Annotated in this window: 24 protein-coding genes; 16 read left to right on the top strand and 8 right to left on the bottom strand. The window is 68.8% G+C overall.

Annotation, left to right across the window (positions count from 1 at the left end):
- Window positions 1-2: 2 nt before the first annotated feature.
- The 10 genes from HNP55_RS09435 to HNP55_RS09390 all read left to right on the top strand — a co-directional run bounded on the left by HNP55_RS09435 (window position 3) and on the right by HNP55_RS09390 (window position 9,030).
- Entirely contained in the window at window positions 3-1,178 is a 1,176-nt protein-coding gene (locus HNP55_RS09435; RefSeq protein ID WP_184298559.1) for an ATP-binding protein, read from the top strand.
- A gap of 35 nt (window positions 1,179-1,213) precedes the next feature.
- Window positions 1,214-1,843: a LysE family transporter gene (locus HNP55_RS09430; protein ID WP_184298557.1), complete on the top strand. Its 630-nt coding sequence runs from the start codon at window positions 1,214-1,216 to the stop codon at window positions 1,841-1,843.
- A gap of 67 nt (window positions 1,844-1,910) precedes the next feature.
- Entirely contained in the window at window positions 1,911-2,804 is an 894-nt protein-coding gene (locus HNP55_RS09425; RefSeq protein ID WP_184298555.1) for a DMT family transporter, read from the top strand.
- Window positions 2,805-2,941: 137 nt separating this feature from the next.
- Window positions 2,942-3,511: a 3-oxoacyl-ACP synthase gene (locus HNP55_RS09420; RefSeq protein ID WP_184298552.1), complete on the top strand. Its 570-nt coding sequence runs from the start codon at window positions 2,942-2,944 to the stop codon at window positions 3,509-3,511.
- On the top strand, window positions 3,508-4,587 hold the full coding sequence (locus HNP55_RS09415; RefSeq protein ID WP_184298550.1) for a 3-oxoacyl-[acyl-carrier-protein] synthase III C-terminal domain-containing protein: 1,080 nt from the start codon (window positions 3,508-3,510) through the stop codon (window positions 4,585-4,587). The genes HNP55_RS09420 and HNP55_RS09415 overlap by 4 nt, the downstream gene beginning before the upstream one ends.
- Window positions 4,574-5,320: an ATP-binding cassette domain-containing protein gene (locus HNP55_RS09410; protein ID WP_184298548.1), complete on the top strand. Its 747-nt coding sequence runs from the start codon at window positions 4,574-4,576 to the stop codon at window positions 5,318-5,320. The genes HNP55_RS09415 and HNP55_RS09410 overlap by 14 nt, the downstream gene beginning before the upstream one ends.
- Window positions 5,317-6,504, top strand: a complete 1,188-nt coding sequence (locus tag HNP55_RS09405) for an ABC transporter permease (protein ID WP_184298546.1) — start codon at window positions 5,317-5,319, stop codon at window positions 6,502-6,504. Before HNP55_RS09410 ends, HNP55_RS09405 begins: the two co-directional genes overlap by 4 nt.
- A gap of 48 nt (window positions 6,505-6,552) precedes the next feature.
- Window positions 6,553-6,942, top strand: a complete 390-nt coding sequence (locus HNP55_RS09400) for a thioredoxin family protein (RefSeq protein WP_184298544.1) — start codon at window positions 6,553-6,555, stop codon at window positions 6,940-6,942.
- Between the two features lie 3 nt (window positions 6,943-6,945).
- A complete protein-coding gene (locus HNP55_RS09395) occupies window positions 6,946-7,671 on the top strand; it encodes a cytochrome c biogenesis CcdA family protein (RefSeq protein ID WP_184298542.1) in 726 nt (241 codons plus the stop codon).
- A 138-nt stretch (window positions 7,672-7,809) separates the two neighbouring features.
- Window positions 7,810-9,030: a sensor domain-containing diguanylate cyclase gene (locus HNP55_RS09390; RefSeq protein WP_184298540.1), complete on the top strand. Its 1,221-nt coding sequence runs from the start codon at window positions 7,810-7,812 to the stop codon at window positions 9,028-9,030.
- A 35-nt stretch (window positions 9,031-9,065) separates the two neighbouring features.
- On the opposite strand, the gene HNP55_RS09385 is transcribed toward HNP55_RS09390, so the two are convergent.
- From HNP55_RS09385 to alr, 3 genes are all read right to left on the bottom strand, one after another.
- On the bottom strand, window positions 9,066-9,452 hold the full coding sequence (locus tag HNP55_RS09385; RefSeq protein ID WP_184298538.1) for a PspC domain-containing protein: 387 nt from the start codon (window positions 9,450-9,452) through the stop codon (window positions 9,066-9,068).
- A 122-nt stretch (window positions 9,453-9,574) separates the two neighbouring features.
- Window positions 9,575-9,976: an alternative ribosome rescue aminoacyl-tRNA hydrolase ArfB gene (gene arfB, locus HNP55_RS09380; protein ID WP_184298536.1), complete on the bottom strand. Its 402-nt coding sequence runs from the start codon at window positions 9,974-9,976 to the stop codon at window positions 9,575-9,577.
- A 12-nt stretch (window positions 9,977-9,988) separates the two neighbouring features.
- Window positions 9,989-11,098 carry an alanine racemase gene (alr, locus tag HNP55_RS09375; protein ID WP_184298534.1) on the bottom strand — a complete coding sequence of 370 codons (1,110 nt, stop codon included), beginning with the start codon at window positions 11,096-11,098 and terminating at the stop codon, window positions 9,989-9,991.
- Between the two features lie 158 nt (window positions 11,099-11,256).
- Here alr and lplT point away from each other — a divergent pair, with 158 nt between their 5' ends.
- From lplT to HNP55_RS09360, 3 genes are all read left to right on the top strand, one after another.
- Entirely contained in the window at window positions 11,257-12,537 is a 1,281-nt protein-coding gene (gene lplT / locus HNP55_RS09370; protein ID WP_184298532.1) for a lysophospholipid transporter LplT, read from the top strand.
- 62 nt (window positions 12,538-12,599) lie between these two features.
- Window positions 12,600-13,598: a DUF2157 domain-containing protein gene (locus HNP55_RS09365; protein WP_184298530.1), complete on the top strand. Its 999-nt coding sequence runs from the start codon at window positions 12,600-12,602 to the stop codon at window positions 13,596-13,598.
- Entirely contained in the window at window positions 13,595-15,310 is a 1,716-nt protein-coding gene (locus HNP55_RS09360) for a GDYXXLXY domain-containing protein (RefSeq protein ID WP_184298528.1), read from the top strand. Before HNP55_RS09365 ends, HNP55_RS09360 begins: the two co-directional genes overlap by 4 nt.
- A 10-nt stretch (window positions 15,311-15,320) precedes the next feature.
- Here HNP55_RS09360 and HNP55_RS09355 read toward each other — a convergent pair whose 3' ends face one another.
- Window positions 15,321-16,268, bottom strand: a complete 948-nt coding sequence (locus tag HNP55_RS09355; RefSeq protein WP_184298526.1) for a hypothetical protein — start codon at window positions 16,266-16,268, stop codon at window positions 15,321-15,323.
- A gap of 329 nt (window positions 16,269-16,597) precedes the next feature.
- Here HNP55_RS09355 and HNP55_RS09350 point away from each other — a divergent pair, with 329 nt between their 5' ends.
- Both HNP55_RS09350 and HNP55_RS09345 read left to right on the top strand, forming a co-directional pair.
- Entirely contained in the window at window positions 16,598-17,461 is an 864-nt protein-coding gene (locus HNP55_RS09350) for a DMT family transporter (protein WP_184298524.1), read from the top strand.
- Between the two features lie 49 nt (window positions 17,462-17,510).
- Window positions 17,511-17,999, top strand: coding sequence for a glutathione peroxidase (locus HNP55_RS09345; protein ID WP_184298521.1), 489 nt, complete (start codon window positions 17,511-17,513; stop codon window positions 17,997-17,999).
- Between the two features lie 115 nt (window positions 18,000-18,114).
- Here the strand turns inward: HNP55_RS09345 and HNP55_RS09340 are convergent, their stop codons facing one another.
- From HNP55_RS09340 to HNP55_RS09330, 3 genes are all read right to left on the bottom strand, one after another.
- The gene (locus HNP55_RS09340; protein WP_184298519.1) at window positions 18,115-18,306 is read right to left on the bottom strand and encodes a hypothetical protein; all 192 of its coding nucleotides are present in this window, start codon (window positions 18,304-18,306) and stop codon (window positions 18,115-18,117) included.
- 74 nt (window positions 18,307-18,380) lie between these two features.
- Window positions 18,381-18,686: a TA system antitoxin ParD family protein gene (locus tag HNP55_RS09335; RefSeq protein ID WP_184298517.1), complete on the bottom strand. Its 306-nt coding sequence runs from the start codon at window positions 18,684-18,686 to the stop codon at window positions 18,381-18,383.
- Window positions 18,687-18,813: 127 nt separating this feature from the next.
- A complete protein-coding gene (locus HNP55_RS09330) occupies window positions 18,814-19,515 on the bottom strand; it encodes a Crp/Fnr family transcriptional regulator (protein WP_184298515.1) in 702 nt (233 codons plus the stop codon).
- Window positions 19,516-19,566: 51 nt separating this feature from the next.
- On the opposite strand from HNP55_RS09330, the gene HNP55_RS09325 reads away from it, so the two are divergent.
- Window positions 19,567-20,670 (top strand): DUF2332 domain-containing protein, encoded by a 1,104-nt coding sequence (locus tag HNP55_RS09325; protein WP_184298513.1) that lies wholly within the window; start codon window positions 19,567-19,569, stop codon window positions 20,668-20,670.
- Between the two features lie 10 nt (window positions 20,671-20,680).
- Here HNP55_RS09325 and HNP55_RS09320 read toward each other — a convergent pair whose 3' ends face one another.
- Window positions 20,681-22,258: a glycoside hydrolase family 10 protein gene (locus HNP55_RS09320; RefSeq protein WP_184298511.1), complete on the bottom strand. Its 1,578-nt coding sequence runs from the start codon at window positions 22,256-22,258 to the stop codon at window positions 20,681-20,683.
- Between the last annotated feature and the right edge of the window lie 28 nt (window positions 22,259-22,286).

Raw genomic sequence — 22,286 nt, 5'->3', positions numbered from 1 at the left:
GGATGTACCCTCGTCGCCAACTGCCTTTTCTGCAACAGCTGCTGAGCGAATTCCCGGCCGTGGCCATTCTGGGCCCGCGCCAGGTGGGCAAGACCACGCTGGCCCTGGCGCTGACGAAGCAACTGCCCACCATGCAGTACCTGGACCTGGAGTCGCCTGCCGATGCCGCCAAGCTGGCCGACCCGGCCGCCTACTTCGCCGCCCATGCCGAGCGTTTGCTGGTCATCGACGAGGTGCAGCGCGCACCTCAGCTCTTCGCCACCCTGCGTGGCGTCATCGATCAGCGCCGCCGCGCCGGGCAACGCAGCGGCCAGTTTTTGTTGCTGGGCTCGGCCACAGGCGCCTTGCTGGCGCAGTCGGCCGAAAGCCTGGCCGGCCGTATTGCCTATCTGGAACTGCCGCCCCTGATCACCGTGGAAGTGCCCGCAGCCCAGTCTCTGGCGCTGTGGTTGCGCGGCGGCTTCCCCGAGTCCTTCATGGCGGCCAGCGACGCCGCCAGCCTGCGCTGGCGTCAGCAATTCATCGCCACCTATCTGGAGCGCGACATCCCACAGCTGGGCCCGCGCATTCCGGCCGAGACCCTGCGTCGGCTGTGGACCATGCTCGCGCATGAGCAGGGCCAGATGCTCAACGCCGCCAAGCTGGCGGCATCTCTGGCGGTCAGCGGTCAGACGGTGGCGCGCTATATCGACCTGCTCTGCGACCTCATGCTGGTGCGCCGGTTGCGGCCTTGGGCGGCCAACGAAGGCAAGCGCCTGGTGCGCACGCCCAAGGTCTATGTGCGCGACAGCGGCCTCGCCCATGCCTTGCTGGGTCTGGGCGACCTTGACGCGCTGCTGGGCCACCCGGTCGTGGGCGGCAGTTGGGAGGGCTGGGTGATCGAGAACCTGCTGGCCGTGGCCCCGCCCGCCACGCAAGCGTTTTTCTACCGCAGCTCGGCCGGGGCCGAGATCGATCTGCTGCTGGAACTGCCCCAGGGCCAGCGCTGGGCGATCGAGATCAAGCGCAGCAGCGCGCCCACGGTCAGCCGTGGCTTCCACCTGGCCGCCGCCGATCTCGAAGCCACGGCGCGCTATGTCGTACACGCTGGCGCTGACAGTTATCCATTGCCTCATGGAGTATTGGCCGTCACCTTGGCGGATTTGCAGCGGGCGCTGATCGAGCTGCCCGCGACGTGATAAAACCTGCCCCTCATTGCATGGAGTAGGGCGGCATGGACTTCTCGGTTTGGTTGGGCTTTTTCGCGGCGTCCTGGGCGATCAGCCTGTCACCCGGGGCCGGCGCCATCGCCGCCATGAGTTCGGGCCTGAACCATGGCTTCAGGCGCGGCTACTTCACTACCCTGGGCCTGGTGCTGGGCATACTGACGCAGATCCTGCTGGTGGGCGTGGGCCTGGGTGCGCTGATCGCGGCCTCCAGCCTGGGCTTCGCCATCGTCAAATGGGCCGGCGTGGCCTATCTGATCTGGATGGGGGTGCAACAGTGGCGCGCCCCCGCCAAACCCCTGGTGGCCGAGCAGGACGAGGGCCCGCAGGTGACGCGCCGCCAGCTGGTGCTGCGCGGCTGGATGCTGAACGCCGTCAACCCCAAGGGCACGGTCTTTCTGCTGGCGGTGATGCCGCAGTTCCTCAACCTCAAGCACGCGCTGCTGCCCCAGTACCTGACGATTTCCGCCACCCTGGTGTTCACCGATCTGGTGGTGATGGCCGGCTACACAGCCCTGGCCGCCAAGGTGCTGAAGGCCTTGCGCTCACCGCAGCAGATCAAGCTGATGAACCGCACGTTTGGCGGCCTCTTCATCGGGGCGGGCCTGCTGCTATCGGCCTTCAAGCGCCAGGCCTGACCTTTCTTTTCATGCCGCCCCTGCCGATCGGAGCATCGTGCGGGCGGCTTGTTTTGCCCCTTGTTTCATGAAGTCTGCAATCTCCGACCGTTGGCTGTTCTGGGGCCCCACCCTGGTGTGGGCCAGCACCTGGCATGTGATTCTTTATCAGCTGGCCGCCCCGGTGCCGGTGCTCAATTCGGTGGCCTGGCGCTTTGCTCTGGCCGCCGTGCTGCTGGCGGGCCTGGCTTTGTGGCGGGGCGAGAGCCTGCGCCTGCCCTGGCGCGCCCACGGCCTGATGCTGGCCACCGGCATCGTGCAGTACGGCGGCAATTATTGGTCGGTCTATGAGGCCGAGCGTCACATCCCCAGCGGCCTGGTGGCGGTGTTGTTCTGCCTGATGGTGTTTGGCAATGCCTTGTCGGGCCGGCTCTTTTTTGGCCAGCAGGTGACGCGGCGCTTCTTGTTGGCGGCCAGTGGCGGGGTGGCCGGGGTGGTGATGATTTTCTGGCCCGAGATCGCCTCGACCGGCGCCCGCCCCAGCGCGGCCCTGGGTCTGGGCCTGGGCCTGCTGGCCGTGCTGGCGGCCTGCACCGGCAATGTGCTGACGCTGACCCTGACTCGCCGCGGCCTGCCCCTGCTGCCCATCCTGGCCTGGAGCATGGGCTATGGCGCGCTCTTCCTGATCGTGCTGGCCCTGGGCAGCGGCGTGGGCCTGCGGTTTGACTGGCGGCCGTCCTATCTGCTGTCCCTGCTCTATCTCTCGGTATTCGGCTCGGTGATCGCCTTTGTGCTGTATTTCAAGCTGGCCCAGCGCCAGGGGCCGGCGCGGGCCGCGCTGACCGGCGTCATCATTCCCGTCATCGCCCTGATGATCTCGGCCGCCCTGGAAGGCTGGCAGCTCAGCCTGCAGGCGCTGCTGGGCATGGGCTTGTGCCTGGGCAGTATTTTTGTGGCGACCCGCAGGCCTGCGGCGGTGTAAGGAATCCAGGCCTGGGGCGACCAAGCTGCATGCCCTATTGCTCAGACCTCACCACGCCCGCCGTCCGCCCTGCCACCCGCTGTTTTTTCCGTCCGCCGGTCCCGGTTCTTGCCGGGGAGGACGCTTGGCCCCCCGGCTTGGCCGAAGGGCTGGGGCCCGCGCAGCGCCAGGACCTGGCCGATCTGCTGCCCTTTCTGGCCTGCGGTGAGGAGTCGGCCGCCCATGTCTTTGGCGGCAGCCTGCTGGCGGCGCTGCCGGCCGCGATGGGGCCTACCCTGCAAGGCATTGCCGCCGACGAGCGGCGCCACGCCGCCTTGCTGGAGCATCTGCAGCGGCTACTGCCCAGGCCGCGTGAGCGCATCGGCAGCGGCCAGCTGGCTTTCTTTTTCAAACGCCTGCAGACGCCCCGGGCCGAGGAGCATCTGGCGCGGGTGGCGGCCCTGGACCTGGCGGTTTGCCGCCTGCTGCAGCCGCTGTTACGCCGGGGTGCGGGCCTGGCGGCCGCGCCTCTGCTGCACCAGGCCTTGTGCCGGCTGCGGCGCGACGAGGCCAGGCATGTGCGCCTGGCCCGCGGCCTGGCCTTTCAACTGGGCTGCAGCCCGCAGCGCCAGGCCGAGCTGAATCAGCAGCTGGGCGCCCGCCTGGACGCCTTGTTGGCGCCGGTGCGTCCCAGCCTGCAGGCCTTGGCCCAGGTTCGCGAGGCATGAGGCCCGGGCGCGTGCGTCTGGCCCGGGGGCGGCGGCGCCTGCTGGGCTGGGGCTCGGCCTACCCCGGCCCGGCCATCGCCACCGAGGATCTGTGCCGAATCGTGGCGCAGCGCTTCGGCCAGCGCCAAGACCGGCTGGCCCGTGTGCTGGCCGGGCGCTTGGGCGTGCAAAGCCGCCATCTCTGCCGCGACTTCGCCCAGGCCCTGGAGGCGCCGCGGCCCGGCGACCGCAATCCCGAGCTGGCCGCCCGCGCGCTGCAGGCGGCCCAGCGGCGGGCCGGCTTGGGCGCCGATGCGCTGGGCTATCTGATCAGCCACAGCTGCACGCCGGCCCTGCTCTTGCCGGGCGGCTCGGCCGAGATCGCCCGTCTCGTCGGCCACCAGGGCGCGCATCTGGAGTTACGCCAGGCCTGCACGGGCTTTGCCAATGCCTTGCAGCTGGCTTTTGCGCTGACGGCCGAGCCCGGCAGCGCGCCGGTGGGCATCGTCGGCGTGGAGACGGGTTCGGTGTTTTTTGATCCCTACAGCCTGCAGGACCAGCCCGAGCAATGGGTCAATTTTTTGCAGATGGGCGACGGGGCGGCCGCCGTCATCATCGGCCCGGATGAAGCCGAGGGCGGGGCCGGTCCCTGGCTGCAAGCGGTCTTCTTCGGCCAATGCCAGCAGGCGCCGGCGCCCGGCCTGCGCCTGCGCATGGGTGGCTCGGACTGCCCCATGCTGCGCAGCGGCGCGCTGCAGTTCGAGCACGACTACGCGGCCGTGGCCTTGCACGGCCTGTACCTGCTGGAGCAGGGTCGGGCGGCGCTGGCGCAGGCGGGCTGGGCGCTGGAGCGGGCGGCCTGGCTGGTGCCGCACCAGGCCGGCGGGGCCGTCGGGCCCTGGCTGGCGCGGCAATGGGCGCTGCCCCCGGAGCGGGTCTGCGGCCATGGGGCCCAGGTGGGCAATCTGGGCAGCGCCAGCATCTGGGCCGCGCTGGATCATCTGATGAGCGACCCGGCCCCGCCGGGGCCCCTGCTTTTTCTGGGCGCCGAGGCCACCCAGTACAGCTACGGAGGCTTTGCGCTTGAGCGCGCCTGAGGCCTGCGTGTGGCTGCGCGAGCTGGCTTGCCGCAGCGGGGCGGGCCGCCAGCTTCTGCAGGGCCTGAGCCTGAGCCTGTGGCCCGGCCAGGTCTATCTGCTGTATGGCGCCAACGGGGCGGGCAAGTCCAGCCTGCTCAAGCTGCTGGCCGGCTTGCTGGAGGGCCAGGCCGGCCTGCGCATGCAGGGTGAGGGCGAGGTGCTGGGTCTGCCGCTATGGGGCCGGCGCGCGGCGCAGCGGGCCCAGCTGGGCTATATGCCTCAGCAAGGCGGCTTGTACGAGGAGCTGAGCGTGGCCGAGAACCTGCACTTCCGCGCCGAGGTGCTGGACCTGCCCGCTACAAGCGCCCTGCAGCAGGCGCAGGCCCATGGCCTGCAGTCGGTGTGGGGGCAGCGGGTCGGCCAGCTATCGGGCGGTTGGCGGCAACGCGTGGCTTTTGCGGCCAGCTTGCTGGCCACACCCCGGCTGCTGTTGCTGGACGAGCCCACGGCCGGCGTGGACCTGGAGGCCAAGGCGCAAATCTGGGCCCGCGTCCAGGCCTTGCGGGCTGCGGGTGTGTGCGTGCTGGTCAGCAGCCATGACAGCGAGGACGCCTTGCAATGCCAGCAGCTGCTGGCCCTGGCCCAGGGGCGGCTGTGCTTCCAGGGCCCGGTGCAGGCGCTGGTGGCCGAATATGGCAGCTTGGGCACCGGCCTGCGGGCCTTGTTGCGTGCGGGCGTGCAAGCGCCATGATGGGGTCTTCGTGCACCGTCGAGATGCGGCGTCACTGGCGCCGCTTCGCGGCCGTGGCGCGCAAGGAGTGGCAGCAGCTGCGCCGTGACCGCCTGACCCTGGGCCTGCTGCTGGGTGTGCCGCTGGCGCAGATCCTGTTGTTCGGTTTTGCCATCACGCTCAGCCCCAGGCACTTGCCGGCTGCCTGGGTGGCCTTGCCCCAGCCGGCGGTGCCGGGGGACGCGGCGCTGGATCAGCAAATCAACCAGGCCTTGCTGGGTCGGCTGCGCCAGGGCGATGTCTTGCAGATCGCCGACGCGCCCATGGACGCCACGCTGGCCCGCGCCAAGCTGCAGCGCGGCGAGCTGCGCCTGCTGCTGGCCTGGCCGGCCCGGCCTTCGCCCTATCTGCTGCAAGGCCAGGCCTTGCCGCTGCGCCTGGAGGCCGATCTCTCCGATCCCCACGCCCAGGCCCTGGTGGCCCAGTTGGGTGATGGCCTGGCCCACCGCCTGGCGCAGAGATTGGCCCAGGCCCAGGCCGAACCCCTGCCGCTGCGGCTGGGCGGCCCATTGGATCTGGCCCTGGAGTTGCAGGGCCGCTACCCACTGCCTGGCACGGCAGGGGCTTATCTGGTGCCCGCGCTCAGCGGCGTCATCCTGACGCTGACGCTGACCCTGATGGCCGCGCTCTGCGTGGTGCGCGAGCAGGAGCGCGGCACCTGGGACGCCTTGCGCAGCACGCCGCTGGCCGCCGGCCATATCGTGGCCGGCAAGCTGGCACCCTATGCCGGCCTGGGCCTGCTGCTGTATGCCTTGCTGCAAGGCCTGGGGGCCGCCTTGTTCGGCACGCCCTGGGCCAGCCCCTGGCTCTGGGGCCTGGCGCTGCTCTTCATGCTGGGCCAGCTGGGCCTGGGCCTGGCGCTGTCCTTGCTGGCGCGCAGCCAGCTGCAGGCCTTGCAGCTGGGGGTGTTTTTTTATCTACCCTCCATCCTGCTGTCGGGCTTTCTGTTTCCCTTCGAGAGCATGCCGGCCTGGGCACGGGCCCTGGGCGAGGCGCTGCCGCTGACGCATTTCCTGCGCGCATTGCGGGCCGAGCTGTTCCGCGGCGCCGATGCCGCGCAGTTGCTGAGTTTGGGCCTGCCCATCCTGCCCTTCACGGCCCTGGTGCTGGGGCTGGCCTGGCTGGGCTATCGGCGGCGGGTGTAAGGAAGGGCGGGGCTGCGGCGACCCATGGTTTTACTGTTGGGTTCTGTCATGCAAAAACGCTCGCTTCTCTCTGCCACCGTTCTCGCCGCCGGCCTGCTGGCCGCCTCCCTGGCCCAGGCCTTGAACGTCCAGCCCTATGACGCCGCCGCCGTGGCCAAGGCCCAGGCCGCCGGCCAGCCCCTGGCCCTGCAATTCCACGCCAGCTGGTGCCCGACTTGCCGGGCCCAGGCCAAGACCCTGGAGGCCTTGAAGGCCGAACCGCATCTGGACCTGACCGTCTGGGTGGTGGATTACGACAAGGAGAGCGAGCTGAAGAAGCAGCTCAAGGTGCGCAGCCAGTCCACCTTCATCGTCTACCGCGGTAGCAAGGAGACGGCGCGCCAGATCGGCAGCTCGGCGCCGGACGATATCCGTGCCACGCTGCGCAGCGCGTTCTGAGCCATGGCGGCCTGGTCTGAACTGGGCTTGAGCGTGCTGGCCGGCGGCCTGACCACGCTCTCGCCCTGTGTTTTCCCCATCCTGCCCCTGGTGCTGGGCTCGGCCCTGCAGCGCAACCGTGCGGCGCCCCTGGTGATGGGGCTGGGCATGGTGCTGTCCTTCGCGCTGATGGGCTTGCTGCTGGGTGTGGCCGGTGATGCCCTGGGCCTGGACCCGGGCCGGGTGCGCATGGCCTCGGCCTGGCTGTTCGTGGCCTTCGGCCTGGTGCTGTGGGTGCCGGCCCTGAATGCCCGCTTCAGCCGTCTGACCTCACCCTTGGCCAGCCTGGCCGACGCCCTGGGCCAGGGCGTGGACGGCGGCAGCCTGCGCGGCGCCCTGCTGACCGGCGCCTTGCTGGGCCTGGTCTGGAGCCCCTGCTCGGGCCCGCTGCTGGGCTCGGCCCTGAGCCTGGTGGCCAGCGAGGGCGGGGCCGCGCGCGGCACCCTGATCCTCGGGCTGTTCGGCCTCGGCGCGGCCCTGCCCCTGGTGGCGGCGGCCTATGCCTCGCGCCAGGGCTTTGCGCGGGTCCGTCAATGGGTGCTCAGCCATGGCGAGCAGAGCAAGAAGCTGTTTGGCGCCTTGTTGCTGCTGCTGGGCCTGCTGATCCTGAGCGGCGCCGACAAATGGCTGGAGACCCAGGTCAACGAGCGCCTGCCCGAGGCCTGGCTGAGGCTGAGCACCTCGGTGTGACAGAGCCTCGGCAGCTGGCTGCGCCGGGCCTGCAAACACGCGCTGATCTGCAGTTAGCAATTTGCCCGGTCTGGGCGCTTGGAAGCTGGGCGTCTCCACGTATATTCGATGGGTCGCAGCCGTCCCAGCAAGCCTGCCATGGATCAGCAGACCGATTCACCCTGCCACGGGCATCAGGACCCGGCCGCCGTGCTGAAGGTGCCCAGCCGGCGGCGCTGGGGCTTTGTGCACGAGCTGCGCTTCGACACCGAGCAGGAGGAGATCTACCAGGGCCGCATGCGCGCCCAGCTGCGTCGCGCCAGCCTGCTGACCTCGGTCAGCGCCGCGCTGATCTGGCTGCTGTTTTCCGCCCTGGACCTGCCGCGCCTGAACCTGCTGGCGCTGTACCCGCGCTGGCCCCGGGAGGTCTGGCTGGTGCTGATCATGCGGGGCCTGGTGATGGCCGTGTTGCTGCTGGCGATTGCCGTGGCCTACTTTGCGGGGCTGGAACGCTTTCGCAAGCCCCCGACCATCATGGCCGTGCTGTATGCGCTGAGCCTGGGCACCAGCGTGGTCCTGATCTGCTACCAGATCCTGGGGGCCTCGTTGGAGCGCAGCGCCCTGTTGCTGGTGATCATCGGCATCTTCATGCCGCTGGGCCTGAGCCTCTTGCAAAGCCTGGGCCTGGCCCTGGCCTGCACGCTGACCCTGGCGGGCTTGAGCGTGCTGATGCTGGAGGGCGAGGCCCGTGCCGTCGAGTTGCATCTGGTGGTGGTGATGGGGGCCACCATCGTGCTGGCCGCCACCGGCGCCTATCTGCGCGAGCATGCCCAGCGCCAGCAATTCATGCTGCGCCGCGAGCTGGAATGGCTGGCCAACCGCGACCCGCTGACCGGCATCTACAACCGCCGCATGTTCAAGCATCAGCTGGATGCCTTGATCGCCCTGGCTCAGCGCGAGCGCCAGCCCCTGGCCCTGCTGCTGATCGATGTCGACCACTTCAAGCTCTACAACGATTACTACGGCCACCAGATGGGCGACGAGGCCTTGCGCACCCTGGCCCAGCTGCTGCACCAACTGGCCCGCCGGCCGCTGGACATGGCGGCCCGGGTGGGGGGCGAGGAGATGGCCCTGATCTTCTACGGCAGCCCGGCGGCCGGCGTGCAGGAGCTGGGGCAGGAATTGATCGAGGAGCTGCGGCGCCTGGCGATTCCCCACGCCGGCTCGGGCACGGCCCCCCATATGACCGTCAGCGTGGGCTGTGCCATGTGGGAGCCCGGTTATGACAGCGACTCGCTCTACCAGCGGGCGGATGTGCTGCTCTACCAGGCCAAGCATGGCGGGCGCAACCGCATCGTGTGTTCCAGCCCGCTGACCTAGGGCCTAGGCCCTGGGCCGCCGCTGAGCGCCGGTCCTCAGGGCTTGCTGCCGCCCTGCTGATGACCATTCCAGCCCAGGCGTGGTGTGGCGCTTTCCTCCGGCAGCACCAGCCACAGCAGCAGGTAGGCGATCAAGCCCGTGCCGCTGCAGAACAAAAGGCCCAGAAAGATCAGGCGCCAGATCCAGGAGGCCAGGCCGCTGATCTGGGCCAGGCCGCCGCAGACCCCGCCCAGCCAGCGATCGTCCCGGCTGCGCCGCAGGGCGTTGAGTGCAGCACTCAGATCGCCGGCGGCCTTTGGCTGGCGAGGGCTCTGCGGCATGCCGTCCAGCAGCCTGGCCTTGGCGCGGGCGAATTCTTCGTCGCTGAGCAGACCGCGCTGGTGCAGATCGGCCAGGTTTTCAAAATCGTTGCTGAAGGACATGAGGGGCTCCTTGGTTTGACCTTGAGCGCAGTCTGCCCGCGCGCCGGCCTTGATGCCGCCGCTTTGCGATGGGCTGCAGCCGGCGGCGCATCAAACGTCATGCCTGGCGCATGGGCGCTTCTTCAGTCGATCACCTTGCCCCGCCCCGCCTTGATGCCGCTGCGCAAGGCCTTGCCTTGCAGGCGGCGCTGCTGGGAGCCGTAAGTGGGCTTGGTGGCGCGGCGGGTCTTGGGGATATGGGCGGCGGCCTCGGCCAGCTCGATCAGGCGGGCCACGGCGTCCAGGCGGTTCTGCTCCTGGCTGCGCGACTCTTGCGCCTTGATGACGATGACGCCGTCTTGCGTGATGCGCTGGTCGGCCAGCTGCAGCAGCCTGGCCTTGACCGGGGCGGGCAGGCTGGAGCGGCGGATGTCAAAGCGCAGATGGACGGCGCTGCTGACCTTGTTGACGTTCTGTCCGCCGGGGCCGCTGGCGCGGATGAAGCTGAACTCCAGCTCCCAGGCCGCCGGCGTCCAGTTCAGCATGGCCGGCCCGTATCAATCGGCGTGCTGCACCGTCACCGGCACACGCGGCGCCAGCGCGCACATCAGCTCGTAGCCAATCGTCTTGCCGGCCAGCGCGACCTCGTCGATGGACAGCAGCGCGCCCTTGGGGCCCTGGCCCCACAGCGTGACCTCGCTGCCAAAGCCGGTTTGCGGCAGCCCGCTCAGGTCCACGGCCAGCATGTCCATGGAGACCCGGCCCACGGTGCCGCTGCGTTTGCCGTCCACCAGCACCGGCGTGCCGCTGGGGCAGTGGCGGGGGTAGCCGTCGGCATAGCCGCAGGCCACCACGCCGATGCGCATGGGCCGCTCGGCCGTGAAGCTGCTGCCATAACCGACGGTGTCACCGGGCTGCAGATGCTGGACGGCGATGATTTTGGAGCGCAGCGTCATGGCCGGGCGCAGATCCCAGAAGGCCTGGTCGTGCTCGGGGAAGTCGGGCACGCCGCCATAAGTCATGATGCCGGCGCGCACCCAGTCGCTGCGCACCCGGCTGTTGTGGCGCAGCGTGGCGGCGCTATTGCTGAGCGAGCGCTCGCCCGGCAGATCGGCCGCCACTTTCTCGAACACGCTCAGCTGCTCGGCGATGCCGCACTGGCCCAGGCGCTGGGCATCGGCATCGGAGAAATGCGTCATCAGCGAAATCTCGTCCACCTGAGGCAGGGCGTTCAGCCGGGTCCAGGCGGCGCGGAAGGCCTGGGGGCCAAAGCCCAGGCGGTTCATGCCGCTATTGAGCTTGAGGAAGACGCGGTGCGGCTCGTGCGTCTTGTGCATGGCCAGCCAGTCGATCTGCTGCTCGCAATGCACGGTGTGCCAGAGCTTGAGGCGGGAGCACAGCTCCAGGTCACGCGGCTCGAAGCAGCCTTCCAGCAGCAGGATGGGGCCGCGCCAGCCCAGCTCGCGCAGCAGCTTGGCCTCGGCAAAGTCCAGCAGGGCGATGCCGTCGGCGCTGCGCACGGCTTCAAAGGTATTGGCGATGCCATGGCCGTAGGCATTGGCCTTGACCACGGCCCAGACCTTGGAGTCGGGCGCCAAGTGGCGGGCGCGGGCCAGATTGTGGGCGATGGCGGGGACGTGGATGAGGGCTTCAATAGGACGCGGCATGGTTCGAATTGTGGCATCGCCTGCCCTTGCCGCGGCCCGCGTGGCCTGGGCCGCCGGGGCCTGCGTGCTATAAACCCGCAGCATTCCTCAGGATGCAGGTGCCCGCACGCCCCCCGCAGCGCCCGCATGCCTCCTTCCCCGCAGTTTTGATTGGGCACATGAAAAAAGGCTTTTCCACCATCATGTCAGCGCAGTTTTTCAGCTCGCTGGCTGATCAGGCTTTATTGGTCGGGGCGATTGAACTGCTCAAGACCAATGGTTCCCCGGCCTGGCAGATCCCGGCCTTGGGCCCGATGTTCGCGCTGTTTTATGTGCTCCTGGCCCCTTTTGTCGGCGCGTTTGCCGATGCGGTGCCCAAGGGCAAGGTCATGTTCTATGCCAATCTGATCAAGATCATCGGCTGCCTGATGATGTTGTTCGGCGCCCATCCGCTGCTGGCCTATGCCATCGTCGGCCTCGGTGCGGCGGCGTACTCGCCGGCCAAATACGGTATCCTGACCGAGCTGCTGCCGCCCTCGCAACTGGTCAAGGCCAATGGCTGGATCGAGGGCCTGACGATTGCCTCCATCATCCTGGGCATCTTGCTGGGCGGGCAGTTGGTGGGCCCGCATCTGGCGCCGGCCCTGCTGTCTTTCGACATGCCTTTTATCGACACCGGCGTCGACACCCCGCCCGAGGCGGCCATCGCCAGCATGGTCTTGCTATACCTGATCGCCGCCGGCTTCAATCTCTACATCCCCCGCACCCAGACGGCCTTGCAGCCCCTGGCTCACAGCCCGCTGGCCCTGGTGCGCGACTTCGCCGCCTGCAACTCGCGCCTGTGGCAGGACAAGCTGGGCCAGATCTCGCTGGCCACCACCACCTTGTTCTGGGGTGCTTCGGGCAATTTCCGCATCATCGTGTTCGCCTGGGCCGCGGCGGCCTTGAGCTACAACACCACCCAGGCTTCGAATCTGGCCGGTGTCGTGGCCGTGGGCACGGCGGTCGGCGCGGTGGCGGCCTCGGTCTATATGCGGCTGGATCGCGCCACCCGGGTGATCCCGCTGGGCATCTTGATGGGCGGGCTCATCATCGGCCTGAACATGATCACCAATCTGTGGGCGGCCGTCCCCTTCCTGATCTTGCTGGGCGTGATCGGTGGCTTCCTGGTCGTGCCCATGAATGCGCTGCTGCAGCATCGTGGCCACAATCTGATGGGGGCCGGCCGTTCCATCGCGGTGCAGAACTTCAACGAGCAGGCCTGCATCCTGGCCCTGGGCGCGCTCTACACCGGCATGACCCGGCTGGGCCTGTCGGCCTTCAGCGCCATCGCCATCTTTGGCGGCCTGGTGGCGGTGACCATGTGGATCGTGCGCCGCTGGCATCAGAGCAACTGCGTCAATCACCGCGATGAGGTCGAGCGCCTTCTGACGCTGGCGCGCAGCGACGAGGTTCACTGAAACCGAGTTGAGCAGGCAGCGCTTACCATGCCCTCCGGAGAACAGCGGCAGCGAGGAGAGGCATGGATTTGCGCTTGGCTTTGTATCAATGGGTGGGCCTGCATGGCCTGAACGCGGCGCAGCAGGCACGGCTGGAAGAGCTGGCCGGCCTGGGCGCCGAGCCGCCCGCGCTGGCGCGCCGCATGCGCCAAGGCCTGGCGGTGCTGGCCGCGGGCCTGGGGGGCTTTGGCCTCATCCTCTGGCTGGCCGCCAACTGGGGAAGCCTGGGCCGCTTTGGCCGCTTCGGCCTGCTGGAGGCCTTGCTGCTGTTACTGGGTATCGCTGCTTGCAGCCTGGGCAGGCGGCGGGCAGCGCTGGCGCCCGCCCTGGGCCTGATGGTCTTGCTGCTGCAGGGCGGCTTGTTCGCCTATTTCGGCCAGACCTACCAGACCGGCGCCGACCCCTGGCAGCTCTTCGCCCTCTGGGCCTTGCTGGCCCTGCCCCTGGCCCTGGGCCTGCGCAGCGATGTGCTGTGGACGCCCTGGGCCCTGGTGGCGATGACGGCCGTCTCGCTCTGGGCCGCCAACCGCCTGGGCCATGCCTGGCATTTTGCGCCCGGCGCCTGGCAGGTTTATCTGCTGAGCTGGGGCTTTTCCTTCGCCCTCTTGCTGGCCCTGGCCGCGCCGCTGCGGCCCTGGACCGGGGCGGGCGTTTGGTCCTGGCGCCTGGCCCTGAGCCTGGCCGTTTTCAACCTCGGTTTCACCGGCTTGCTGAGCTTGTTCTCGCAGCAGCTCAGCCCCATCTATCTGCTGGCCCTGGGCTTGCTGGGCCTGGGCGCCTGGCTGCTGAGCCGGCCGCACGGGTTCGAGGTTTACGGCCTCAGCCTGCTAACGCTGGCGCTCAATGTGCTGCTGGTCTGCGGCCTGGGCCGCCTGCTGCTGCAGGATAGGCATGGCGACCCGGTTGGCGAGTTCTTCATCCTGACCCTGGTGGCCGCCGGCCTGCTGGCCCTGTCGGTCAAATGGCTGCTGGGTTTGTCGCGGCGGCACGAGGCCCCGCTGGTTCAGGGGGTGGCGCAATGATCACTTCGAATAACCCCCAAATTCAGCAGCTCTGGGTCGCCGCCAGCGCCGAGGGCTTGCTGCCCGCCGACGCCCAGCCGCCCCAGCCCGTCGCCAGCCGGCCTTGGCCGGTGGTCTTGATGACGGGCCTGGGCGCCTGGATGGTGGCCTTGTGCCTGCTGGTCTTGCTGGGCCTGCTCTTGCACGAGCTGCTGCGGGGCGCGGGCGCCGTGCTGCTGGGGGCGCTGCTCCTGGGCGGGGCCACCCTGCTGCTGCGGGAGGATGCTGCCAAAACCGGCGCCGCTGCCGATAGCAGCGGCGCTCTCTTCGTCCAGCAACTGGCCCTGGCCGGCCTGCTGGCGGGTTTTTGCCTGCTGGCCTTTGGTTTTGCCGAGGGGCTCAAGCTCTCTTACAAGCTGTGGATGGGCCTGCTGCTGGCACTGGCCTTGTTCCTGCTGCGCCTGCTGCCCCAGGTCTGGTTGCGTGTCTTGCTGGGCGCGGGGGCGGCCTTGTTGTTTTTGTTGATGGTGCAGCCGGGGCATGAGCCCTTGGATGGCCTGGGCCATGGCGGCGGCCTGGCCTTGATCGCCAGCTTGCATCTGGGTGTGCTGGCCTGGTTACTGATGCTGCTGGTGCAGCAGCGGCTCTTGCGCGGCGGCCCCCTGGCCGGCCATGCGGCGGCGCTGGAGAGCCTGGCCCTCGGTTGGCTGCTGCTTTGCCTGGCAGGCCTGGCTCTCGGCTCGGGCACGGCGTTTTTGCTGGCGGGCAATCGGGGTGTGGGGGAGCTGGCTGAAATCCACAGCCTGTTCTACGGCCGACCCGCGGGCGGCGGTTTCCTGCAGTTCTGGCCCCTGCTCTCCAGCCTGCTGAGCCTGCTCAGCGCGGCCTGGCTGCTGCGGGCCTGGCCGCAGCTGCGCCGGGCCTGGTGGATGCTGGCCGCCCTGGGCCTGGCTGCCTTGGCCTATTTCAATCCCTGGCTGGGTGCGGCGCAGCTGGCGCTGGCCGTCTGCGCTGCCAGCGGGCGCTGGCGGCTGGCCGCGGCGGCCGGCCTGGCCTGCGTCTGGATGATCAGCGCTTTTTACTACCAGCTGAGCTGGCCCCTGGCCGACAAGGCCCTGGTGCTGGTGGCCGTGGGCGCCTTGCTGGCGGTGGTGGCCTGGTGGGCGCAGCGGGCCGAGGCCGCCGCCAGCCCCGCCGGGCCGGGCTTGGCCTTGGCCTTGGCCGCGTCGCCCTCGGCCAGGCGCGCCTGGCTGGGCGTCGGTGTGGGCGTGCTGCTGACCCTGGCCGTGGCCAACGGCGGCATCTGGCAGAAGGAGCGCCTGATCGCCCAGGGCCGGCCCATCCTCGTGCCGCTGGCGCCGGTGGACCCGCGCTCGCTGATGCAGGGCGACTTTATGGCCCTGAATCTGCAAGTGGGCCGAGCCGATCTTGCCGGCCGCAGCGAGGCCATGGTCGATCTATCGAGCGAGCAGCCGCGGCTGATCCTGCGTCTGGACGAGCGCGGCGTGGCCGTGGCCCAGCGGCCCGATGCAGGTGGCGCCCTGGCCGCCGACGAGCTGCGCCTGCAACTGGTGCTGAAAAACGGCCGCTGGATTCTGGTCACCGACGCCTTTTATTTCAAGGAAGGCGAGGCCGAGCGCTATGCCCAGGCCCGCTTCGGCGAGTTCCGAGTGGATGCCGATGGCCGGGCCTTGCTGGTGGGCCTGCGCGGGGCTGATCTGCAACCTCTGTGAGCCGCCGGCCTCAGCTGCGCCGCTTGCTGCTCGGCTCCACCGTCTTGACCCCGTTCAGCACCGCCTCCACATGCTCGGACCAGGCGCGGGCGATCTTGAAACAGCCGCTGTGGTTGAGGTGGATCTCGTTATGCCAGTCGCCGCTGCTGCCGCTGCTGCCGGGCGTGGCCGGGGCCAGGGGCACGGTGGTGGAGTCGAACACATGCAGGCCGGGGAACTGCTCCTTGTCGGCCGCCATGCTTTTGAGCAGCAGGGCCAGATGGAAGACCATCAGCCGGCTGACCGCCGCCCAGTCCGCCGCCGGCAAGGCATAGGCCTTCAGCGCCGGGTAGAGCCAGGGGCCGCTGAATTGATCAGCGCCCAGACCCACATCGTCGCTGCCGGCCGGCCGCGGCATGGGCACGGCATAGCAGTGCATAAAGACCGGCTTGCCCACCGAGGCGCCCTGGTCGCGCAGAGTTAGCAGGTGCCGCACATTGGTGCGCAGATACTCGCTGTACGTGGCCCAGCCGGGCTCGGAGAAATAGCGCGCCACGCCGGTCGAGGGGGCGCCCCATTCGGTCTGGTGGCGCAGCAGGCGCAGATGCAGGGGCACGCGCTGGCCGTCGGCCTGGTGGGCGGGGGTCTGGGCGGCCGAGATCAGGTCATTGCCGCCCATGGACAGCAGCACGCCGTCCCAGGCCGGCGCGTCCGGGCTGCTGAGCAGGCGCACGAAGTCGGGGGCCGACTCCAGATCGACCAAATGGCTCAGAGCGCCGCCCTTGCCGGCGCAGTTGACGGCGCAGCTGGGGTCTTTGTAGACCATTTCCTGCAGCAGATTGGCATGGGCCTTGATCTTGTCGTCGGCGGTGGAGAACCAGGAATCGCCCTGGGCCAGCAAGCGCCAGCGAAAGCGTGCCAGGTCGGGGGCGGGGTGGGATTGCAGGTCTCCCGGTGTAAAGCAAGCCAGATGATCCAAGTGAGGCTCTCCCTTGTATGTGCAGAGCGTTGCAAGAACAGATGACAGCAGATTCGACGTTAGCTCAGCGGCCCGCCTGGGCGCTAGTGCCAGGCCAAAGCCGCGTGCTATAAACCTCGGGCATTGTTGGCCGGCAGGCTTGCGTCTGCCAGCGTTTCGGGTGTTTTTTTGGCGCTTTTTGGGCGCCTAACCCGGCTTTGTTGCGGCCGACCAACCTCCGGTCGCTCCGCCTCCCGCTCTCGCATAACGCCGCCCTGGGCCGCGCTGTCTTGTAGCTCCCCCGTCGGGCTTTTTCAAGCCCATAAATGTCGTCCCTGCGAAATTTTTTGATGGCTGTTCTTGCCCTGATGTTCAACGCCCTGGTCTGGGGGCTCTCGTGGTGGCCGTTTCGGCAGTTTCAGGCGGCGGGCATGCATCCGCTGTGGACGACGGTGGCCTTGTACGTCCTGTCCTTGCTGGTGATCAGCATCGGCAAACGCCAGGCCTGGCGCGAGTTCCTGGCCACGCCGGCCCTGTGGCTGGTGATGGCCGCGGCCGGCCTGACCAATACCGCCTTCAACTGGGGTGTGGCCACGGGTGACGTCGTGCGCGTCGTGCTGCTGTTCTATCTGATGCCGCTGTGGGCCGTGCTGCTGGCCCGCCTGATCCTGGGCGAGCGCCTGAGCCGCCTGGCCTTGCTGCGCATGGCCCTGGCCCTGGGCGGCGCGGCCGTGGTGCTGGCCCCTGAGGGCGGCGGCTGGCCGCTGCCGGCCAGCCTGGCGGACTGGCTGGGCGTGTTCGGCGGCTTCACCTTCGCTTGCAACAATGTGATGCTGCGCCGCCAGGCCGGCAGCAGCGGCGAGGCGCGCGCCCTGGCCATGTTTGGCGGCGGTGTGGGCATCGCCGGGGTGGCGGCCACGCTGATGGCCGGCGGCGGCCTGATCGCCTGGCCGGCCCTGCCCAGCGCCGCCTGGTTGCTGCCGCTGGCCGGCATGGCCGTGTTGTTCTTCTTCTCCAATCTGTCCCTGCAATACGGGGCCAGCCGCCTGCCGGCCAATGTGACGGCCATCATCATGCTGACCGAGGTGCCGGTGGCTGCGCTGTCGGCCCTGTGGCTGGGCGGCGGCGGGCTGGATCTGCAGACCGGCCTGGGCGGCGCCTGCATCCTGGCCGCCGCCCTGCTGGCGGCGCTGGAGCGCAAGCAGCTCAAATGAGCCGGCCGCCCCGGCTACCATAGCCGCCTGTTGAACAAGGAGAGATGGCATGGCTCAGAGCGCATACGACTTCCAGGCGGTATCGATAGCGGGCAAGCCGGCCGATCTGGCCAGCCAGCGGGGCAAGGTCTTGCTGATCGTCAACACGGCCAGCGCCTGCGGCTTCACGCCCCAGCTCAAAGGTCTGGAGACCCTGTGGCAGGAGCTGCGCGAGCAGGGCCTGGTGATCGTCGGCTTCCCCAGCAACGAATTCGGCGGCCAGGACCCGGGCAGCAATGAGGAGATCGCGTCCTTTTGTGAGCTGAACTTCGGCGTCAGCTTTCCGATGATGGCCAAGGTCAAGGTCAACGGCGCCGACGCCCACCCGCTGTGGCAATGGCTGAAGGCGCAAAAGCCCGGCCTGCTGGGCAGCGAGTTCATCAAATGGAATTTCACCAAATTCCTGGTCGGCCGCGACGGCCAGGTGATCAAGCGTTACGCACCCAACGATGCGCCGGAGAAGATGCGCGCTGATATCGAGGCCGCGCTGAAGGCTTGATCGAATCCCAGCTTGCCGGCGGGGAGACCAGGGGCGCGCTGACTTGCGTCTTCAGCGCACGCCAGCTTGTGAGGACTTCTTGTCTCGGCGTTCGTCACGCGCCAGTTCCACCGCCTCAAGCTGCTGCTGGAGTTGCGGCGCCAGTTGTCTGAGCGGCATCCGTGTCGGTCGCGTCGAGAAGCTCGATTTGATGGGTCTTCAACAGCCTGCGGCCCACCTGGCTGTCGAAACGGCTCATCCAGAAGCCGAGTGCCTGGCCGCCCACCAAGACCATGTCCGTTCCCAGATGGGAGAGCAGCAGGTCCACCGACGCTGGATCCAGTGGCGCGTCCTCCGCAGCGAGCATGGGCTGGGTCGCCACGTTTCAGTACGGTGAGCCGATCAGCTTGAGATGGCGGGCCTTGCCGCCTGCGAACCAGCTGAGCTGATCTTGCCCTCTGCGGCTGCAGCCATATCGGCTTGTTGCCTGTGCCTCTTGAAGGCCCACAGATCCGCGTCACCGGCACCCTGGCGCGAGTCCCTCAGGAGCGAAGCAACTTGAGCCACCGTCAGCCCACAGCTTTCCAGCGCAGCGCCGAGCTTGGCCCAGTGTTCAATCTGCTGGGCCGTGGAACGAGACTGGACCGAGCCTTCGGCCCGCGCAGCCTCGAACAGACTTGCCTCAATACGGATGGAATTTGATGCCATGCGTGGCAAATTACCACGCTCTTTTGATGGCTTGGCGCTGTTAATTGTGGACCCAGCTCTTGGGCAGTTATGTCTACCGGCCGGGGCAAACGCCCCAGGTGCTGGGGCCGTTCGACGCCGCCGCGCATCACACCGGCTTGAGCCACAAACGCCCATAGCTGCGCCGCAGCTGGCCCTGCGCCTCCGCCTGGGCCAGCAGCTGGTTGACGGTCTGGCGGGACAGATTCGCCAGCGCCGCCAGCTCGGCCTGGGTGGCGCGCAAGCCCAGCCACTCGCCCGCGGCCTTGGCCGGCAGCGCACGCTGAGCCGCGAGCTGCTGCAAAGCCAGCCGAAAGCGCTCGGCCGCCGAGTGGTGCCGGGCCGCCTCCAGCAGCCTGAGATTGCCCTCAAAGCGCTGGGCGAAGTGGCGCATCAAGGCGCGGGCAAAGCCGGGCCACTCGTCCATCAGCAAGGCATAGGCCTCGGGGCCTATCAGCAGCACCCGGCTGGGCTGGCGGGCCAGGGCCTCATAAAGCTGAGCCCGCTCGGTGACAAAGGCGGCCAGGCCAAACAGCTGCAAGGGCTGCAGCAGCTCCAGCACCGAGACCGTGCCGTCCAGGCCGGTGAAGCGGGCCTCGACTTCGCCCTCCAGCACCGCGTAGAAGGCCCGCGTGGCCTGGCCCTGGCCGAACAGGCTGCGGCCGCGGTTCAGCCGGCGGCTGGGGATCAGGCGGCCGGCCTGGCGCAGCAAGGCCTCGGGCAGGGCCAGATCGGGGAAGTTGTGGGCCAGCACCTGGCGCAGGGGCTGCCAGTTCTCCTCGGTAGCGGCGCTTGTGAAATCGGCAGGCATTTGTCGGCTACTTTACATTTCAAACCAGGCGGGCCCACTAAGCTGAGGTGCATGGATGATCAAGATCAAAGCCAAGTCTGGGCCCAGCGCTTCCGCCACTTCGCGCAAGTGGACTGCCCGCAGGACCCGCTCTACGTGGCGATATGCCAGGCCATTGCCGCCGCGCCCGAGCTGCTGGCTTTGATGAGCCAGGCACCGCCGGAGCAGGCCAAGGTCAATCTGCTGCTGGCCGCCATCCACGAGCGCATCTTGACCGGGGTGCCGCATGGCTTGGCGGCCTACTTTCCCAGCGTCGGCGGGGCGCGCATGCCGGACGCGCAACTTGCCGGCCTGCTGCTGGACTTTGCTCGCGCCCAGCGCTCGGCCCTCGAAGCCCATCTGCGCCACAGCCGGACCCAGACGAATGAGATCGGCCGCTGCGCCGTGCTCTGGCCGGCCCTGCAGCACATTGCCAAACTGCGCGGCTGCACGGCGCTGAACCTGATCGACTTCGGCTGCAGCGCCGGCCTGAATCTGGGCGTCGAGCGCTATCGCTACCGCTACCCCCATTTCAGCCTGGGTGCAGCCGCCGGCCCCGGCGTGCCCGAGATCGAATGCGATTGGTTGGGCGATGCGCTCCCGCCGTCCGCGCATGTCTGGCGTTTGGAGCAGCGCCTGGGCCTGGATCTGGCGCCGGTGGATCTGCGCGACCCCGCCGCCCTGCGCTGGTTGCGGGCCTGCTTGTGGCCGTATGACCGCGAGCGAGCGCAGCGCCTGCAGCAGGCCGTGGACCTGGCCCGCGGCCAGGCGCCCGAGCTGCGGCAAAGCGATGATGCCCTGGGCCTGCTGGCCGAACGGCTGGCGCAGGACCCGGCCTGGGCGGCCAGCCAGCCGGTCTTGTTCAATAGCTGGGTGCTGTACTACTTCGAGCCCGCGGCCCTGGCTCAGCATCGCGCCCGCGTGGCCGAGTTGATGCGGCCTTATGGCCTGGTCTGGCTCAGCGCGGAGTCGCCCGCCCAAGCCCCGCCGGGCCTGCCCTTGCCGCCGCTGGCAGCAGGGCTGCGCGCCGATGCCGCCACCTTGTGGACCCTGCAGTGGTGTGAGGCTGGGCAGCTGCGCCAGCAAGCCCTGGCCTGGTCGCACCCGCATGGGCGCTGGCTGCAGTGGCTGGTCTGAGGCCGAGCCATCAGCCCACCCGGTAGGCGCTGCGCGGCCCTTCCACCCCGCAGAGGCTGAGGGCCGAGACGACCACAGCGTTCAGGCCCTCGGCCGGGATGAGGATGTCGGCCCCGCTCAGCAGGCTCCAGCGCTCGCCATGCCGGCACCAGACCAGATAGCGGCGCGCCTCCTGCTCGGGCACCGGCGCGGGCGTGAAGCCCAGGCGCCAGGCCAGGGGGCGGGCCGGGTCGGGCGGCGCGCCGGGCGAGGTGGCCGACATCAGCAAGGCCGGCGGCAGGGCGGGCGGGGGGGCGGCCTCCAGCCAGGGCGTGGCCGGCACCAGGGCGGGCTCGGTGTACACCGTCTTTTTCAGATGATCGGCCAGGCCGCGGCGGTTCTGGCGCAGCGCCACCATGCTGAAGTGGGCATGGCCGCTGGCCGGCGCCAGGCTGCGCTGCAGCTGGATCTGGCCGCTGATCTCCTCCACCGGCCAGCTGTCGGCCTTGTCGGTCACCTTGCTGGTGAACAGGCCGGGCCAGACATGGCGCTGCAGCGGGTTCTGGCCGCGCCAGTAGTTCAGCAGCACGCCAAAAGCCTGCGGGGTCTGGGCCATGGGCCAGTAGAGCTGGGGCACCAGATAGTCCAGCCAGCCTTGCTCCAGCCACAGCTCCACATCGGCGTAGAGCTTGTCGTACTGGCTGAAGCCGGCAATGCCGGCCGGCCGCAAGCTGGGCTTGGGCAGGCCGAAGGGGCTGATGCCGAAGCGCACCCAGGGCTTGCTGCTCTGGCGTATCGCGGTGTGGATGCGCTGCACCAGCTGGTCCACATTGCGGCGCCGCCAATCGGCCCGGGTCAGCGTGCCGCCGCCCTGTAGATAACGCTGCCAGCTGGGCTCGTCGGGGAAGTCGATCTCCTGCTTGGCGTTGCTGGGCTCGGTGACGGGGTAGGGGTAGAAGTAGTCGTCGATATGGATGCCGTCCACCGCATAACGCTGCAGCACATCGGTGATGACGGCCAGGGTGTGCTCGGCCGCGGCCGGCTCGCCCGGGTCTATCCAGAGCTGGTCGCCATAGCGCTTGACCCATTGCGGCTGGCTCTGGCTCAGATGGTTCACATGCGGCTCCGAGCGGGCGGTGGATTGGCGGGCGCGGAAGGGGTTGAACCAGGCATGCAGCTCCAGACCACGTGCATGGGCCTCGGCAATCCACAGCGCCAGCGGGTCGTAAAAAGGCAGGGGCGCTTGGCCTTGCGTGCCCGTGAGGTACTCGCTCCAGGGCTCCAGCTTCGAGTCGTAGAAGGCATCGGCGCTGCTGCGTATCTGCAGGATCACCGCATTCAGCTTGAGCGCCACGGCGGTGTCCAGCAGCGCCCGCATCTCGGCCTGCTGCTCGGCCGTGCTCAGGCCCTTGCGGCTGGGCCAATCGATATTCGCCACGGTGGCCACCCAGGCGGCGCGGAACTCGCGCGGCACCGGCGGCGTCTGGTCTGCCAACTCCGGCGCGGGCCGCAAGGCCGGCACGGCCGGGCCGAGCTGAAAAGGCGATCCGGCGCAGGCGGCCAGCGTGGCGGCGGCGGAGGAGGTCAGGAGGGTACGGCGGGTGAGCATGGGGGGATTAGAACCGGGATCGCGCTGG

Origin of the sequence: Roseateles oligotrophus (assembly GCF_014204525.1) — a bacterium.
In the GTDB taxonomy this organism is placed as follows: Bacteria; Pseudomonadota; Gammaproteobacteria; order Burkholderiales; family Burkholderiaceae_C; genus Paucibacter_A; species Paucibacter_A oligotrophus_A.
This window is presented reverse-complemented; position numbering and strand designations above follow the sequence as displayed.

Coding starts and splice junctions, on each gene's coding strand:
- HNP55_RS09435 (WP_184298559.1), top strand. CDS start 3: ATGTACCCTCGTCGCCAACTGCCTTTTCTGCAACAGCTGCTGAGCGAA.
- HNP55_RS09430 (WP_184298557.1), top strand. CDS start 1,214: ATGGACTTCTCGGTTTGGTTGGGCTTTTTCGCGGCGTCCTGGGCGATC.
- HNP55_RS09425 (WP_184298555.1), top strand. CDS start 1,911: ATGAAGTCTGCAATCTCCGACCGTTGGCTGTTCTGGGGCCCCACCCTG.
- HNP55_RS09415 (WP_184298550.1), top strand. CDS start 3,508: ATGAGGCCCGGGCGCGTGCGTCTGGCCCGGGGGCGGCGGCGCCTGCTG.
- HNP55_RS09405 (WP_184298546.1), top strand. CDS start 5,317: ATGATGGGGTCTTCGTGCACCGTCGAGATGCGGCGTCACTGGCGCCGC.
- HNP55_RS09400 (WP_184298544.1), top strand. CDS start 6,553: ATGCAAAAACGCTCGCTTCTCTCTGCCACCGTTCTCGCCGCCGGCCTG.
- HNP55_RS09395 (WP_184298542.1), top strand. CDS start 6,946: ATGGCGGCCTGGTCTGAACTGGGCTTGAGCGTGCTGGCCGGCGGCCTG.
- HNP55_RS09390 (WP_184298540.1), top strand. CDS start 7,810: ATGGATCAGCAGACCGATTCACCCTGCCACGGGCATCAGGACCCGGCC.
- HNP55_RS09385 (WP_184298538.1), bottom strand. CDS start 9,452: ATGTCCTTCAGCAACGATTTTGAAAACCTGGCCGATCTGCACCAGCGC.
- arfB (WP_184298536.1), bottom strand. CDS start 9,976: ATGCTGAACTGGACGCCGGCGGCCTGGGAGCTGGAGTTCAGCTTCATC.
- alr (WP_184298534.1), bottom strand. CDS start 11,098: ATGCCGCGTCCTATTGAAGCCCTCATCCACGTCCCCGCCATCGCCCAC.
- lplT (WP_184298532.1), top strand. CDS start 11,257: ATGAAAAAAGGCTTTTCCACCATCATGTCAGCGCAGTTTTTCAGCTCG.
- HNP55_RS09365 (WP_184298530.1), top strand. CDS start 12,600: ATGGATTTGCGCTTGGCTTTGTATCAATGGGTGGGCCTGCATGGCCTG.
- HNP55_RS09360 (WP_184298528.1), top strand. CDS start 13,595: ATGATCACTTCGAATAACCCCCAAATTCAGCAGCTCTGGGTCGCCGCC.
- HNP55_RS09350 (WP_184298524.1), top strand. CDS start 16,598: ATGGCTGTTCTTGCCCTGATGTTCAACGCCCTGGTCTGGGGGCTCTCG.
- HNP55_RS09345 (WP_184298521.1), top strand. CDS start 17,511: ATGGCTCAGAGCGCATACGACTTCCAGGCGGTATCGATAGCGGGCAAG.
- HNP55_RS09335 (WP_184298517.1), bottom strand. CDS start 18,686: ATGGCATCAAATTCCATCCGTATTGAGGCAAGTCTGTTCGAGGCTGCG.
- HNP55_RS09330 (WP_184298515.1), bottom strand. CDS start 19,515: ATGCCTGCCGATTTCACAAGCGCCGCTACCGAGGAGAACTGGCAGCCC.
- HNP55_RS09325 (WP_184298513.1), top strand. CDS start 19,567: ATGGATGATCAAGATCAAAGCCAAGTCTGGGCCCAGCGCTTCCGCCAC.
- HNP55_RS09320 (WP_184298511.1), bottom strand. CDS start 22,258: ATGCTCACCCGCCGTACCCTCCTGACCTCCTCCGCCGCCGCCACGCTG.